Annotated in this window: 14 protein-coding genes; 13 read left to right on the forward strand and 1 reads right to left on the reverse strand. The window is 61.8% G+C overall.

From position 1 onward, the window contains the following. Positions 1–144 precede the first annotated feature (144 nt). From ABGM93_RS12400 to ABGM93_RS12435, 8 genes are all read left to right on the forward strand, one after another. Positions 145–648, forward strand: a complete 504-nt coding sequence (locus ABGM93_RS12400) for a prepilin peptidase (RefSeq protein ID WP_321499876.1) — start codon at positions 145–147, stop codon at positions 646–648. A 245-nt stretch (positions 649–893) separates the two neighbouring features. Continuing rightward, complete coding sequence (gene cpaB / locus ABGM93_RS12405; protein ID WP_319772497.1) at positions 894–1673, forward strand: Flp pilus assembly protein CpaB; 780 nt, start codon at positions 894–896, stop codon at positions 1671–1673. 27 nt (positions 1674–1700) lie between these two features. Then, on the forward strand, positions 1701–3101 hold the full coding sequence (locus ABGM93_RS12410) for a type II and III secretion system protein family protein (protein WP_321499878.1): 1401 nt from the start codon (positions 1701–1703) through the stop codon (positions 3099–3101). A gap of 10 nt (positions 3102–3111) precedes the next feature. Beyond that, positions 3112–3888, forward strand: a complete 777-nt coding sequence (locus ABGM93_RS12415; protein WP_321499880.1) for a CpaD family pilus assembly protein — start codon at positions 3112–3114, stop codon at positions 3886–3888. Positions 3889–3899: 11 nt separating this feature from the next. After that, the gene (locus ABGM93_RS12420; RefSeq protein ID WP_321499882.1) at positions 3900–5201 is read left to right on the forward strand and encodes an AAA family ATPase; all 1302 of its coding nucleotides are present in this window, start codon (positions 3900–3902) and stop codon (positions 5199–5201) included. A gap of 131 nt (positions 5202–5332) precedes the next feature. Beyond that, positions 5333–6745 (forward strand): CpaF family protein, encoded by a 1413-nt coding sequence (locus ABGM93_RS12425; protein ID WP_321505868.1) that lies wholly within the window; start codon positions 5333–5335, stop codon positions 6743–6745. A 127-nt stretch (positions 6746–6872) separates the two neighbouring features. Continuing rightward, positions 6873–7877, forward strand: coding sequence for a type II secretion system F family protein (locus ABGM93_RS12430; RefSeq protein WP_321499884.1), 1005 nt, complete (start codon positions 6873–6875; stop codon positions 7875–7877). A gap of 12 nt (positions 7878–7889) precedes the next feature. After that, positions 7890–8867 (forward strand): type II secretion system F family protein, encoded by a 978-nt coding sequence (locus ABGM93_RS12435; RefSeq protein ID WP_321499886.1) that lies wholly within the window; start codon positions 7890–7892, stop codon positions 8865–8867. Between the two features lie 89 nt (positions 8868–8956). Here the strand turns inward: ABGM93_RS12435 and ABGM93_RS12440 are convergent, their stop codons facing one another. Then, positions 8957–9652, reverse strand: a complete 696-nt coding sequence (locus ABGM93_RS12440) for a cupin domain-containing protein (protein WP_321499888.1) — start codon at positions 9650–9652, stop codon at positions 8957–8959. A gap of 280 nt (positions 9653–9932) precedes the next feature. Here ABGM93_RS12440 and ABGM93_RS12445 point away from each other — a divergent pair, with 280 nt between their 5' ends. From ABGM93_RS12445 to ABGM93_RS12465, 5 genes are all read left to right on the forward strand, one after another. After that, entirely contained in the window at positions 9933–11117 is a 1185-nt protein-coding gene (locus ABGM93_RS12445) for a branched-chain amino acid ABC transporter substrate-binding protein (protein ID WP_321499890.1), read from the forward strand. Between the two features lie 103 nt (positions 11118–11220). After that, positions 11221–12141, forward strand: a complete 921-nt coding sequence (locus tag ABGM93_RS12450; RefSeq protein ID WP_319772488.1) for a branched-chain amino acid ABC transporter permease — start codon at positions 11221–11223, stop codon at positions 12139–12141. Between the two features lie 4 nt (positions 12142–12145). After that, positions 12146–13324, forward strand: coding sequence for a branched-chain amino acid ABC transporter permease (locus ABGM93_RS12455; protein ID WP_321499892.1), 1179 nt, complete (start codon positions 12146–12148; stop codon positions 13322–13324). Further along, on the forward strand, positions 13321–14097 hold the full coding sequence (locus ABGM93_RS12460) for an ABC transporter ATP-binding protein (protein ID WP_319772486.1): 777 nt from the start codon (positions 13321–13323) through the stop codon (positions 14095–14097). Before ABGM93_RS12455 ends, ABGM93_RS12460 begins: the two co-directional genes overlap by 4 nt. After that, positions 14097–14804: an ABC transporter ATP-binding protein gene (locus tag ABGM93_RS12465; RefSeq protein WP_321499895.1), complete on the forward strand. Its 708-nt coding sequence runs from the start codon at positions 14097–14099 to the stop codon at positions 14802–14804. Before ABGM93_RS12460 ends, ABGM93_RS12465 begins: the two co-directional genes overlap by 1 nt. Positions 14805–14816 lie beyond the last annotated feature (12 nt).

A 14816-nucleotide genomic window follows, 5' to 3' on the forward strand; every position in this document is an offset into this window, starting at 1 on the left:
GTTGAAGTCATTCGCGCTTTGCTTTTCCAGAACCAGTCTTTTCTGCCGTGCTGCATTATTCTTACTTGTCGTTTAACGCGATATTCAGCCTCATGCCTTAAGCGTCCAGTCAAGCTTTTGAAAGCCGACGGACGCAGAGGCCTCATGCTCAACCAATCGCTGTTCTTTCTTTTCCCGCTGATAACCGTGCTTGCCGGGATCGGTGACTTGCTCACGATGAAGATCCCCAACCGGATCACGATGGCCCTGCTGGCAGGATTTTGCATCGCCGCCCCCTTCGCCATCGGCTGGAACCCCTCCGTCCTGGCAGGCCATCTGGGGGCCGGGCTGATCATGCTTGTCGTCGGTTTTGCCTTCTTTGCATTCGGCTGGATCGGCGGAGGCGACGCAAAGTTCGCCGCCGTGGCTGCACTTTGGCTGGGCTTGCCCCAGCTGCTGGCCTTTGTGGTCTTCGCATCAGTATTCGGGGGCATCCTGACAATAGCGCTGATGCTTTTCCGTTATGTCCCGCTCCCGCAAGCCGCTGAACGTGTGGTCTGGATCGACCGTCTGCACACACTTGCAGAGGGCATTCCCTACGGGCTGGCACTGGCAGCGTCGGCGCTGGCCGTATACCCGAAGTCAATCTGGATCAACTTGCTGGGTTAACTTTAAGTTATTTATATATGTATCAAATTAACATTACGTTTAACTATTTGTTATCCATTATATACTTCTGAATATACGAGATTTAACAAAACAATAACAACCAATATGTAAACTATGTCAATTCCTAACCGTATTGACCGGTTAACTATAATTTATCCATTTCCCGTGAAAACTAAGTCCCACTGTGGTGCCTCTGGGTTCACCCCCGTCAAGGCGCGACAGAGTAAACGAGTAGGAAAGTGGCGATGAAGCTCGCGCGTATTGGCGTTCTGGTTGTTGCATTGGGAGCGGGGCTGGTGGCCGCGAACCTCATGCTGAACATGTCCGCTCCCGCGCCGGAGCCCGTTGAGACGGTGCAGCTCAAGTCGGTCATCGATACGGTCGATGTGCTGATCGCGGCGGAAGACGTTCAGCTGGGCTCCGTGCTCCGCGAGACGGAAATGTCCTGGCAGCCCTGGCCGAAAGGCAGTGTGACCACCGGCTTCATCACCCGACAGGAGAACCCCGATGCGCGGGTCGAGATGGCCGGGCGGATCGCGCGGGCACCGGTCTTTGCCGGCGAGCCGATCCGCGAACAGCGCCTGATCAAGACCGACCGGGGCTTCATGTCCGCGATCCTGCCGAAAGGCAAACGCGCAGTCGCCGTCTCGGTGGAAGCGGTCACGACGGCGGGCGGGTTCATTCTTCCAGGAGATCATGTGGACGTGATCCTGACCAAGTCCGGTCGGCGCGGCTCCGGTGGGGCTGTCAGCCGCACCATCCTCCAGAACGTTCGCGTTCTGGCCATCGATACCAAGACGAAGAGCGAGAGCGACGAGAAGTCTCTTCCGCCGAACCGCACGGCGACGCTCGAACTCGATCAGACGCAGGCTGAGATCATCACCGAATCCCAGCAACTTGGCACCATCGCCCTGACGCTGCGCAGTGCAGAGGATGCGATCGCCGACAATGACAATGCCGTGACGAGCAACAGTGGCGTGAACTTTGTCCGTTTCGGCGTCACCACGCAGGAATCCACGCGGTAGTGAAGCCGCGCTTGAAGGAGTGAACCGATGGTCCGCGGAGCGGTTTTGAAAGGCCTTTTGGTCGCCGCAAGTCTCGCCCTGGCGAGCCTGCTTGCGACCGGCGCTCCCGCAGATGCCCAGAACGCATTCCCGAAGAAGGTGCGTATCTCAACCGGCGAGAACGCAGTCGCACGGCCGCTTTCGGTGGGCATTGGCCGTTCGGTCGTCGTGGAGACCGGCGATGCCGTGGCCGATGTTCTGGTCTCCGATCCCAAAGTCGCAGACGCCATCGTGCGAACCCCCCATCGCGTGTTCATTCTCGGCGTCGCGCCTGGTCAGGCGAACCTCTTCCTCTTCGGCACAGGCGGCCGCCAGATCGCCAGCCTCGACCTGACGGTGGCGCAGGATACCAGCGAACTCAACAGCCTGATCAAACGTCTCGTTCCCGGCTCCAACGTGCATGCGGAAATCGCCAACAGCGCGATCATCGTCTCAGGCTCGGTCCAGACCCCGCTCGACGCCCAGAAGGCGATGGACATCGCCAAGGGATACATGGTCTCCGGTGACAGCAAGAATATCAATGTCATCAACATGCTGAGCGTCATGGGCAAGGAACAGGTGTTCCTCAAGGTGACGATCGCCGAGGTCGAACGCACGGTGGTCAAGCAACTCGGCATTGACTTCGACAATGTCTCGATCGGCTCCGGCAACTATACTGGCGGCTATAGCGGCAAACTGCTGGATAGCGCGATTGCAAGCCTCGGCTTCAATTCCGGCGCGACGAATATCACCGGTTATCTGAACGCCCTTCAGGAAGACGGCATTGTGCGCACCCTTGCGGAGCCGACACTGACCGCCATCTCCGGCGAGAACGCCAGTTTCCTTGTGGGCGGCGAGTTCCCGATCCCGGTCTCGCGCGACAACGATACCATCCAGGTCGAATTCAAGCCCTACGGCATCGGCCTTGACTTCACGCCCATCGTCATGTCGAGCGGGCGCATCAGCCTGCGGGTCAAGACAGAGGTCAGCGAACTGACGTCCGATGGCGCGGTCGATATCGGCGGACTGACCATTTCCGCCTTGAAGGTTCGGCGTGCGGAATCGACCGTGGAGCTGCCGTCTGGCGGTGCCCTTGTCATGGCGGGCCTGTTGCGCGACGGCTACGAGGACACTTTGTCCAAGGTGCCGGGCCTGTCGAAGCTGCCGATCCTTGGTTCGCTCTTCAAGAGCCGCGACTTCCAACGCAATCAGACCGAACTGGTCATCTTCGTGACCCCCTACACGGTCAAGCCCACCTCTCCTTCGAAGATCGCCCGCCCGGACGCGAACCTCGCGCCCCCGCACGATGCGGAAGCCCTCTTCTTCGATCATCTCAACCGCGTCTACCGGGTCGATCCGGTCGCGCCCGCCGGCACCTATCAGGGCCAGGTCGGCTTCATCTATGAGTGAGGACAGCAGCATGGCTATGGCTCACGACGCGCCTGCTCTGGAGGCCCCGGCCCGCAAGACGCCTGTTCGTGCGTCCCGCATCACGACGGGGTGCCGCCCGCGTCGCCTGACAGGCCTCGCAATGGCGGCGGCCGCCGTTCTCCTGACAGCCGGGTGCCAGACCAATCCGACGACGCAACAACTTGCAAAACACGATTACCGGCTGCGCCACCCCATCGTCATCGCCGAACAGGCGGAAACCTTCGATCTGCCCGTAAGCGCGGAGACGCGGCGCATCTCCCGCTCCATGGCGCATGCCGTCAGCGGTTTCGCCCGCGAGGCGCGTCGCAGTGGCGCGCGGCATGTGGAGATCCTCGTGCCATCGGGTTCGGGGAACGAGGCTGCCGCCCATTCGGTTGCCGGACAGGTTCGTCACACGCTGGCGAAATCGGGCATCCCCCCTCAGAACATCGAGATCCGTGCCTATCCGGTTGATGATCCCTATGCCATCGCCCCGATCCGCCTTGCTTATCCCAAGGTCAAGGCCTCGGTTCATGCCTGCGGGCGGTGGACGGAATCCATCACCTCGGATGCGGACAATTCAGATCATCCCGACTTCGGTTGCGCGACCCAGACCAATCTGGCCGCCATGATCGATGATCCGGTCGATCTGCTGCGGCCGCGCGCGATGGGCCCGGGCGACCGGCTCCGCCGCGACAGTGTGCATGAGAAGTATCGCGGGGGCGAAAACCCGAGTGGCAAATACACCGAAGGCGTCGGCGCCAAGGTCAGCGAAGTCGGGCAGTGAGGCCAGTTGTGATGAACGAGTTGACGCAACAGTCGAAGTTGCTTGACGATCCGGACGAGATGAATGCCATGGAGGACCACGGCGCACGTGGGACCGGTCTGGAACTGAGGCCCGTCCCGCGCGTCTCCATTCAGGCTTTTTGCGAAAGCCCGACGGTTGCCGCGGCCATCGAGGCGGCGGCGGAAGATCGCCGCATGGCCAAGGCGCATACCAAGGTCCATATGGGCGGGCTTTCGGCCGCGATCGACTTCTACCAGTCCGCTCCGACACCGAACCTGATCATTCTGGAGATGCACGGGACGCTGGATGCGCTGGCCGTGGGTCTCGACAGCCTGGCAGAGGCTTGCGACCCCGGCACGAAAGTGGTGGTGATCGGCGCAACCAACGATATCGTGCTCTATCGCGACCTCATGCGTCGTGGCATCAGCGAATATCTCGTTACCCCGATCGACCTGTTCGACGTGATCGCGACGGTGAGCGAGATTTTTGGCGATCCCGAAGGCAACCCGCTCGGTCGCTCCATCGCCTTTATCGGCGCCAAGGGCGGCTGCGGCGCCTCCACGATCGCCCACAATGTTTCCTGGTCGATTGCCCGCAACTTCGAGAACGAAGTGGTTCTGGCCGATTTCGACCTCCCCTTTGGCACCGCCGGGCTGGATTTCAATCAGGATCCCCTCCAGGGCATTCTGGAAGCGGTCTCTTCGCCCGACCGGCTCGACGACATGCTGCTGGACCGGCTGCTGTCGAAATGCAGCGAAAACCTGTCCATTCTGGCCGCACCGGCTGCGCTTGAGCGCCCCTACGATTTTCAGGAGCAGGATTTCGCGCAGGTCGTCGACATGATGCGTCAGGGCGTGCCGACGGTGGTCTTTGATCTGCCGCACATGTGGACCGCGTGGGTACAGTCGCTCCTGTGCTCCGCCGACGAGGTGGTGATCGTCGCCGAACCGGATCTGGCCAATCTGCGAAACGGCAAGAACCTCGCCGACAAGCTGCGCCAGTTGCGGCCCAACGACCACCCGCCGCATCTCGTTCTCAACCGCGTGGGTGTGCCCAAGCGGCCGGAAATCAAGGCGGCGGATTTCGCCAGTGCGTTGGAGCTGACGGTGGATGCGAGCATTCCGTTCGATCCCCAGCTGTTCGGCACGGCATCGAACAACGGGCAGATGATCGCCGAACTTGGCGGCAAGAGCGACGTCGTGAGCACCATCAACAATCTTGCCCAGATAACGACGGGGCGGTCGGAGGTCCGGCAGCCACGTCGCAAGTCGGCGTTGGGGCCGCTGTTGAAGAAGCTGCGGGGCCGCGGCTGACCGGCGCGGCAACAGGGGGAAGTCTTTAGATGTTCGGCAAACGCGGCAGTTTCGGAGCGAAGGAAGGCGGAGCGCCCGCACGCGTATCCGGCACACCGGCGACGAGTGCGCCCAAGCCTGCACCCGAGCCGATGTCGCCCCCCCTGGCGGCTGCGAGAAACGATGCGCCGATGCCGTCATCGCTGCCTGACAGCGGCCGCCTCGACCCGGCATCCCAGCCCCGGCCGCCGGAAGCCGCGAAGCGTCCGCGCTCGGAAGAATATTACGACACCAAGACCTCGATCTTTTCGGCCCTGATCGACACGATCGACCTGTCGCAGCTTGCCAAGCTCGACGCGGAATCCGCGCGCGAGGAAATCCGCGATATCGTCAATGACATCATCGCGTTGAAGAATGTGGTGATGTCGATTGCCGAGCAGGAAGACCTGCTGGACGACATCTGCAACGACGTTCTTGGCTATGGCCCGTTGGAACCGTTGCTGGCGCGCGACGACATCGCCGACATCATGGTGAACGGTGCGGACACGATCTACATCGAAACCGAGGGCAAGGTTCACCAGACGCCGATCCGCTTCCGCGACAACCAGCAGCTGATGAATATCTGCCAGCGGATCGTCAGTCAGGTCGGCCGGCGCGTCGACGAAGCAAGCCCGATCTGCGATGCGCGCCTGCCCGACGGATCGCGCGTCAACGTCATCGCGCCGCCGCTGGCGATCGACGGTCCGGCCCTGACCATCCGTAAGTTCAAGAAGGACAAGCTGACGCTCGACCAGCTTGTCCGCTTCGGCTCGATCACGCCGGAAGGCGCGACGGTGCTGCAGGTCATCGGCAAATCGCGCTGCAACGTGCTGATTTCCGGCGGCACGGGGTCGGGCAAGACCACGCTCCTGAACTGCCTGACGCATTACATCGATACCGATGAGCGCATCATCACCTGCGAAGACGCCGCCGAATTGCAGCTCCAGCAGCCCCATGTGGTGCGGCTGGAAACCCGCCCGCCCAACCTTGAGGGCGAGGGGCAAGTGACCATGCGCGACCTGGTCAAGAACTGTCTGCGTATGCGCCCGGAACGCATCATCGTCGGCGAAGTGCGTGGCCCGGAGGCCTTCGACCTCCTCCAGGCCATGAACACCGGTCATGACGGCTCGATGGGCACACTGCACGCCAACAGTCCGCGCGAGGCGCTCTCTCGTCTGGAATCCATGATCACCATGGGCGGATACGCCCTGCCCTCGCGCACGATCCGCGAAATGATCGTGGCCTCCGTCGACGTGATCGTGCAGGCCGCGCGTCTGCGCGATGGCTCGCGCCGCATCACCCATGTCACCGAGGTGGTGGGGATGGAAGGCGACGTCATCGTCACGCAGGACGTGTTCATCTACGAGATCATCGGCGAGGACGCCAACGGCAAGGTCATCGGGCGCCACAAGTCAACGGGGATCGGGCGTCCGAAATTCTGGGAACAGGCTCGGTATTTCGGCCAGGAAAAACGCCTCGCGGAAGCGCTCGACGCGGCCGAACTGGCAGAGCGCGAAACCGCCTGAAACAAGGCCCTTGCGGCCAGAGGGACGACGACGGGCCGCGCTTGCGGGGCCGCATGATACGAGAAGCGCATCCGCGCATGCGTGACGGCTATGCCGATGCGAAGGCGCGAAGATCCAGGAACGCGACATGTTTTCGCCGGGTATCACCATAATCGCCGCAGTCGGCCTGATCATCTTCGCGACGGGCGGCGTTCTGTATGCGCTGCTTCAGCCGCGCTTGTCGGGTGACGGCCGACAGGCGAAACGCATGGCGCAAGCCTCCACGTCGCGGATGAAGGTCGTTGCTGATCGCCGCACCGCACAGGATGCCGACAAGCGCCGCAAGTCGATCCAGGAATCGCTGAAAGACATCGAGCAACGCCAGCAGGCGAAGGCGAAGAAAAGCAACGATCCGGCGCTGATGACGCGGATCCAGCAGGCCGGGCTTTCCTGGTCCCGCCGTAAGTTCATTCTCGTCAGCATCGCGTCGGGCTCCATCGTGGCGCTTCTTGCGCTGATGAAGGGCTTGCCGCTTTACGTTGTGGCAGGCGTCGGTTTCGTGGGATTCCTGGGATTGCCGCGCTGGTATGTCAATCACATGCGCAAGCGGCGCAAGAAAGCGTTCCTGGAAGAATTGCCGAATGCGGTGGACGTGATCGTCCGCGGTGTCAAGGCAGGCCTGCCGCTGGGCGACTGTCTGCGCGTCATAGCATCGGAGGCCCGCGAACCGGTCTGCAGCGAGTTTCGCAAGATCGTTGAGGCTCAGGCAATGGGCATGCCGCTGGCGGACGCCGTCGGTCGCCTGCCAGAACGCATGCCGACGCCGGAGGCCAATTTCTTCGCCATCGTCATTGCCATTCAGTCACAGGCGGGCGGCAATCTCTCCGAGGCTCTCGGCAACCTGTCCAAGGTTCTGCGTGAACGCAAACGGATGCGCGCAAAGATCCAGGCCGTCTCCATGGAAGCCAAGGCCTCCGCAGGGATCATCGGCTCACTGCCGGTTATCGTTTCCCTGCTGATCTATCTCACCAGCCCCGGCTACATGACGGTCCTGTTCGTGGAGCCGATCGGCAAGATCATTCTTGGCGTCAGCGCCTTCTGGATGTTGTGCGGCGTGTTGATCATGCGACGCATGATCAACTTCGAGATCTGAGGAGGAAACACGATGATCGACACCATCATGTCCCTGCTTCTCAACCAGCAGTTCCTGATCGCCGCCCTGACCGCTCTTGCGGTGACAGCGACGATCATTACGCTTGCATTGCCCGCATTCGAGGGTGACACGCTGAAAAAGCGGATGAAGTCCGTCGCGCTCGAACGCGACGAGATGCGCGCGCGCGAAAGGTCCCGTTTGGCAGCGGCGGAAAAGGCCAAGGTCTCATTGCGCCATGAGCCCAAGCAGAACCTGCGGAACTTCGTCGACAGGCTGAACCTCAAGGATGCTCTGGTCGACGAGAAGACCGTCGCGAAGCTGCGCGTGGCGGGTCTGCGCGGCCAGCAGGCGCTCTACACGTTTCTGTTCGCCCGCGTGATCATGCCGATTGTCCTGTTCATACTGGCGTTGCTCTATTTCTTTGTGGTTCTGAAGACCTCTCACCCGGCGGGCATGAAGGTTTCCTTTTCGCTGATGGTGGCTTTGCTCGGCTTCTATGCGCCGAACATCTATGTCACCAACCTGACCAAGAAGCGCCAGCTGTCCATCCGCCTCGCCTGGCCGGACGCACTGGATCTCATGCTGATCTGCGTGGAATCGGGCATGTCCATCGAAGCCGCCTTCAAGAAGGTGGCGGAAGAAATCGGGTCGCAGTCGATCCCGTTGGCCGAGGAGCTTGCCCTCACCAATGCGGAACTTTCCTATCTGCAGGAACGTCGCAAGGCCTATGAGAACCTTGCGTCCCGCACGGGGCTGGACGGGGTGAAGGCGGTTTCCACGTCGCTTATCCAGGCAGAACGCTACGGAACGCCGCTGGGAACCAGCCTGCGCGTGATGGCGGACGAGAACCGCGCGGAACGCATGCAGATGGCCGAGAAAAAGGCTGCTGCCCTGCCGCCGCAGCTCACGGTGCCGATGATCGTGTTCTTCCTGCCGGTGCTGTTCGCCGTGATCATGGGGCCGGCCGTCATTCAGGCCATGAAGCTCTAGGTTCGCCACCTTGCTGCGGAACACCACACGGGCCAACGGACCCTCGGAATCGTCGCACGGAACGTGATCCGCTTCGCGCCCGATACCGCTCAGAACGTCGCCGGCGTCGCCACCCACAGGATACGGGTCACGCCCTCATCGAGATTGCGGTAGCGATGGGGCAGGTTCGACGAAAAATAGAAGCTGTCTCCCGTCTCCAGCACATAGAGATTATCCGCCACGACAAGCTCCGCCTTGCCCTGCAGGACATAGCCCACTTCCTGTCCGGCATGCTGGATATCGCCGCCACTCTCGGCGCCCGGTTCCAGCGTGTGAATGTTGGCGGACAGCATTAGGTCCGGCATCGAGGGAGAGAGGCGCTCCAGCAGGATCGAGGCCCCGCCATCGCGCCTGACCCGTACGGCCGGACGCTGATCGTGGCGGATGACCGTGATCTCTTCGCCACCGGTGTCTTCCGAACCGAAGAGATGGATGATGGAGGTGTCGAGCACCGCGGCAATGCGGTGCAGTGTGCGCAGGGATGGCGTCGCCTGATCGGTCTCGATCTTGGAGAGCATGGAGGGCGAACAGCCGACCTGCTCGGCCACCCCCCTCAGGGTCATCTTCTTGCTCTTGCGCGCTTCGCGGATGCGCGCGCCGAGGTCCGACATGGTCTGGGCGTCGTGTGCGCCTTCGCTGTGCATGGAGCTTTCATGGCCACCTGAAATCGCGCCGACGGAGCCGGACGCGCCAGTCGGACCGACCGTCGATACGGGCTCGGACGCCTCCTCGCTCGAAGCCTGCATATTGCCGAGGAATCGCCTTCGGCCGCCGGTGGCGGCTCCGGACCGGAACATTCCCCTCAAGCCCCGCCGCCCATTCCTTGTGCTCATGTCCCCTCAAACTGATGAAATCCAAGACAGAAAATTTGAATACCGCTCACTTTTTCAGCTTCGAGCATATAAAAGTTGAATGACATTCAAATTTACGACAGGCTTCTGGTCACTGGGCACGATGCCTTGCGAGACGACCGGAGAAGTCGATCTGTTCAAAAAGTTATACGAATAGCAACAGAGGGACAACGACATGAATTGGAATAAACTCGGCGTGATGCGGTCAACTGTACTGGTCGCTGCCGCAAGTGTGGGTATCGCGCTGGGCAGCCCCGCCGTCGCAAAAGATACGGTGAAGCTCGGTTTCATCGGCCCGCTGACAGGTGGCGTGTCCGCCGTCGGACTCGGCGGGCGCAACTCCGCGGAGCTCGCCGTCGCGCTGCGCAATGCCGATCCCGACACCAAGTACCATTATGAGCTTGAGGCTCTGGACGACGAATGCAAGCCGAATGTCGGTGTGCAGGTCGCCACGAAGCTCGCCGCCAATCGGCGCGTCATCGGCGCGGTCACCCATTACTGCTCCGCGGTGGCCATGGGCACGGTTGATATCTATCACCGCTTCGGCCTGCCGGCGACGGTATGGGGCGCGGTGCTCCCGGCCATTACCTACGGCAACGACTATCCCGAGATCACCCGCGTCAACGGCACGATGATCAACCAGAACGGGACGGCCGCGAAGTTCATGCGTGAACTTGGCTACAAGACCTGGGCGGTCATCCACGACACCACCGACTACGGCAAGGGTCACAACGAGTACTTCCAGAAGTTCCTCAAGGAGGACGGCGGCGAGATCCTCGGCACGTTCGGCGTGACGTCCGACCAGCAGGACTTCACCTCCGAGCTGACCCAGATCAAGCAACTGAACCCGGAAGTGGTCTACTTCGCCGGTCTGACCCCGCTCGGCATCCGCGTCCGCCAGCAGATGGACAAGCTCGGCATTGACGCCGTCTTCCAGGGCGTTTCCGGCATCAAGTCCGAAGCCTATTTCGATGGCCTTGGCACGGATCTGTCGGAAGGCACGCTGACCTTCCTGGAAGGCGCCCCGGCGGAGAAACTGCCGGGCGGCGCGTATTTCATCGAGGAATACGCCAAGGCCAAGTATGACAGCCCGGCGGAAGCCTATGGCCCCTTCGCCTTCGCGGCCACGAACCTGCTGATCGACGCCATCGAGGAAGTCGGCGCGGACCGCAAGAAGGTTGTCGGCTACATGTCGAAGGTCAAGGACCACAAGTCCATCACCGGCCCCATCACCTTTGACGAGCACGGCCAGAACACCGTCGCCCTGATCTCCACCTATGTGGCGCAGGACGGCGCCTGGGTCTTGTGGCCGGACAGCGAATACGCCGCCGGCACCCGCAAGCTCCCTGGCGAGAAGTGATCCTCTTCGCCTGAAAAATGCACTCCCCATCACCACCCCCGGACCGGCCCCGTCGGTCCGGGGTCTTTCCGGTCGTGTCTCAAACGGATCAAAGGCTCCGATCATGGATTTCGGTCTGATCGCTCAGTACCTGGCCAACGGCATTATGCTCGGTACGATGTATGCGCTCGTCGCCGTCGGCTTCACGCTCTTTTTCGGCGTCCTCGACGTCATCAAGTTCAGCCACGGCGACGTGCTGATGCTCGGTACCTTTGCCGGGTTCACCTTCTGGCTCGGCCTGGAAGCCATCGGCATCGTCAATCCCTGGCTGCAGTTGATCATCCTTCTTGTCGCCAGCCTCGCCCTGACGGCGGCGGTCGGCGCGATGATCGCGAAGTGGCTGGTGCTGCCTCTCAAGAAGGCGCCCGCACTCAACACGCTTCTCATCACGCTGATGCTCGGCACCGCGATCCGCGAAGCGGTGCGCCTGTTCTACCCGAACGGCTCCAACCCCAAGGCCTTTCCCACGCTGCTTCCCAGCGCATCGATCGACCTTGACGGCTTTCTGCTGCGCGCCGACAGCGTGATCCTCGTGGTGTCCGGCCTCGCGCTCATTGCCGGGCTGAACCTGGTGCTGAACCGCACCCGCCTCGGCCTCGCCATCCGCGCCGTCGCGCAGGACGAGGAGACCGCGAAGACCATGGGCATCAACTACATGCTCGTGGTTCTGGCGACCTTCGCCATCGGCTCCGGTGTCGCCACCTTCGCCGGCATCATGAACGGCCTCTACTACAGCGAAATCAATTTCGGAATGGGCGTGCTGCTTGGCCTGATCGGCTTCTCCGCGGCCATTGTCGGCGGGCTCGGCAATCTCTACGGCGCCATTCTCGGCGGCTTCCTGTTTGCCGCCCTGCAGGTCATCGGCTCCGCCGTGTTGCCCTTCGCTTCCGCCTACAAGGACGTCTTCGCCTTCGCCGTCGTCATCGCGATCATGGCGTGGAAGCCGACCGGCCTCATCCCCGAACGCACCAGCGACAGAGTCTGATCCGATGAGTGACACCGCCCTCCAAGCGCCTGCCCGGCAGAAGAGCCTTCTTCCCGGCGCAGCCACCATCCTCGCCATCTCGCTCTATGGCTGGGCCATCCTGACGGTTGAGCAGGACTGGGAAGTCGCAAGCCTTCTCGGCCTCGCCCTCGCCGCGGTGCTGGCGAGCTGGAAAACCGGCTTTGGCACCCAGATCAAGACGTCCTGGGCCGACTACGAAATGACGCTGAATGGCGGCGCGATGCTTGGCGCCATCGCCGTTGCGCTTGCCCTGTGGGATCAGCATTTCCCGCTTCTGATGCTGACAACCACCCTGCTCTATTTCATCGCCTCGCTCGGCCTGAACATCCAGTTCGGCTACACGGGCATGGTGAATTTCGCAGGCGCGGCCTTCTTCGGCGCGGGCGCCTACACCGCAGCCGTTCTCGGTACCCAGCCCTGGATGCCCTCCCTGCTGATCCTGCTTGCCGGCGGCATCGTGTCGATGATCCTCAGCATGGCGCTGGTCTACCCGATCGTGCGCACCGCCGGTCATTATTCCGCCGTGGTCACCATCGCCTTCGGCGTGTTGTTCAAGACCTTTCTGGAAGTGAACGAGATCCTCGGCGGACCGCAGGGGCTGATGGTCGATTCCATGAAGCTCTTCGGCTGGGACTTCAACAACGCCCCCACCATTTTCGGCGAAAACACCTCGTTCTACCTGAACTACACGCTCTTCACGATCGTGCTGGCGGCGGTGATCTTCTGCCTCGTGCGGCGGCTGGAGCGCAGCTGGCTCGGGTTGCACATGGATGCGGTGCGTCTCGATGAGACGGCGGCCGCCTGTTTCGGCATCTCCGTACACCGCACCAAGATCCTCGCCTTCCTGACCGGAAACCTGATCCTTGGCATCGCCGGAGCGGTCTACGGCATGATGATCAGTTTCATCGCGCCCACATCCTTCACCTTCGCCGACAGCCTGCTGATGGTCTCCATCGTGCTGCTGGGCGGCATGGGGAGCCCCTGGGGCGGCGCTCTTGCGGCAGCCATTGTCGTGCTGCTGCCAGAGAAACTTCAGATCCTCCAGGAATATCGGTTCCTGCTGTTCTCGTGTCTGGTGATCCTTGTGCTTCTGTTCAGGCCCGAAGGCCTGCTGCCCCGCCAGATCCGCAACTACTTCCCGGGCTGGAGCAACGGAAAATGACGTCTCCGCTTCTTGAATTCAGAGACCTGAGCAAACGCTTTGGCGGTGTGACGGCGCTCAACCATTTCAACATGCACCTCGGCCGCGGCGAGATTCTGGGTCTGATCGGTCCCAACGGTTCCGGCAAGACGACGAGCTTCAATCTGTTGACCGGCATCTATCCCACGTCCGGCGGCCAGGTTCTGTTCGACGGCAAGGACATCACCGATATCGGGCCCCGTCAGGTCTACGAGGCGGGGATCGTGCGCACGTTCCAGCGTTCGCGCCTGTGTCTCGACCTGTCGATCTACGACAACATCATGATCGGCGACACCTCGCGCCTGCCCCAGGGCCTTTGGGCGAACCTGATGAACCGCAAGGCCTTGCGCCAGCAGTTCGAGGAAACCTTCGAGACGGCGCGGTCCCTCGTGGCCACCTTCTCCGGCAACCTCGCAGACCGCATGTTCGATCCCGTCGGCGCGCTGCCGATGATCGAGCGGCGGCGGATCGAGATCTGCCGTGCACTGATCTCCAATCCCCGCCTGCTGCTTCTCGACGAACCGTCCGCGGGCATGACCCATGACGAGACCGATCAGCTCATGTCCGACATTCTCGACGTGCGGGCGCGCGGCGAAGGCCTGTCGATCATCATCGTGGAACACGAGATGGGCGTGATCGAACGGATCACCGACCGTTGCGTGGTGCTGAGCTACGGCAAGAAGATCGCCGAAGGCGTCTATGCCGAAATCGCTGCGGACCCCGAGGTCCAGAACGCATATCTGGGGGTGGACTGATGGCCCGTATCGAAATCAAGGGGCTCTATGCGGCCTATGACAAGGCCGATGTCCTGCACGACATCTCGCTCAACATCGAGCCCGGCAAGATCACCTGCCTGCTCGGCTCTAACGGGGCCGGCAAGTCCACCCTGATCCGCGCGATCCTCGGGCTCACCCGTCCTCACACGGGCGAGATCCTGCTCAATGGCGAGAACATCGTAAATCTGCCGACGCACAAGATCATCAGCCGTGGCATCGCTGCGATCCCGGAAGGGCGCAAGATGTTTCCCAAGCTGACCGTGATGGAGAACCTGCGCCTCGGGGCCTTCCAGGTGGCCGATACCAAGGTCATCAAGGAGCGCATGGAAAAGGTCTTCGAGACCTTCCCGCAGCTCAATTCCCGCCGCGACCAGCTGGCGGGCACCATGTCGGGCGGCGAACAGGCGATGGTTTCCATCGGGCGCGGCCTGATGGGTGCGCCCGATATCCTGCTGATCGACGAGCCCTCGCTCGGTCTTTCTCCGCTCTACGTGAAGGAGAATTTCCGCATCATCGAGGGCATCCGTGAACAGGGCATCACCGTCTTCCTCGTGGAGCAGAACGTGCGCCAGACGCTGGCGATCGCCGACTACGGCTACGTGCTTTCCGGCGGCAAGCTTGTCGGCGAGGGAACAGCCGAAGCCCTGTCAAAGGACAGCGCCGTTCACGCAGCCTATTTCGGATAGAAAGACCAGGAA

The organism is Breoghania sp., assembly GCF_963674635.1.
Classification (GTDB): domain Bacteria; phylum Pseudomonadota; class Alphaproteobacteria; order Rhizobiales; family Stappiaceae; genus Breoghania.

Bases quoted from the DNA above. Each gene is read 5' to 3' on its own strand.
- ABGM93_RS12400 (WP_321499876.1), top strand. From the start codon at position 145: ATGCTCAACCAATCGCTGTTCTTTCTTTTCCCGCTGATAACCGTGCTT.
- cpaB (WP_319772497.1), top strand. From the start codon at position 894: ATGAAGCTCGCGCGTATTGGCGTTCTGGTTGTTGCATTGGGAGCGGGG.
- ABGM93_RS12410 (WP_321499878.1), top strand. From the start codon at position 1,701: ATGGTCCGCGGAGCGGTTTTGAAAGGCCTTTTGGTCGCCGCAAGTCTC.
- ABGM93_RS12415 (WP_321499880.1), top strand. From the start codon at position 3,112: ATGGCTATGGCTCACGACGCGCCTGCTCTGGAGGCCCCGGCCCGCAAG.
- ABGM93_RS12420 (WP_321499882.1), top strand. From the start codon at position 3,900: ATGAACGAGTTGACGCAACAGTCGAAGTTGCTTGACGATCCGGACGAG.
- ABGM93_RS12425 (WP_321505868.1), top strand. From the start codon at position 5,333: ATGTCGCCCCCCCTGGCGGCTGCGAGAAACGATGCGCCGATGCCGTCA.
- ABGM93_RS12430 (WP_321499884.1), top strand. From the start codon at position 6,873: ATGTTTTCGCCGGGTATCACCATAATCGCCGCAGTCGGCCTGATCATC.
- ABGM93_RS12435 (WP_321499886.1), top strand. From the start codon at position 7,890: ATGATCGACACCATCATGTCCCTGCTTCTCAACCAGCAGTTCCTGATC.
- ABGM93_RS12440 (WP_321499888.1), bottom strand. From the start codon at position 9,652: ATGCAGGCTTCGAGCGAGGAGGCGTCCGAGCCCGTATCGACGGTCGGT.
- ABGM93_RS12445 (WP_321499890.1), top strand. From the start codon at position 9,933: ATGAATTGGAATAAACTCGGCGTGATGCGGTCAACTGTACTGGTCGCT.
- ABGM93_RS12450 (WP_319772488.1), top strand. From the start codon at position 11,221: ATGGATTTCGGTCTGATCGCTCAGTACCTGGCCAACGGCATTATGCTC.
- ABGM93_RS12455 (WP_321499892.1), top strand. From the start codon at position 12,146: ATGAGTGACACCGCCCTCCAAGCGCCTGCCCGGCAGAAGAGCCTTCTT.
- ABGM93_RS12460 (WP_319772486.1), top strand. From the start codon at position 13,321: ATGACGTCTCCGCTTCTTGAATTCAGAGACCTGAGCAAACGCTTTGGC.
- ABGM93_RS12465 (WP_321499895.1), top strand. From the start codon at position 14,097: ATGGCCCGTATCGAAATCAAGGGGCTCTATGCGGCCTATGACAAGGCC.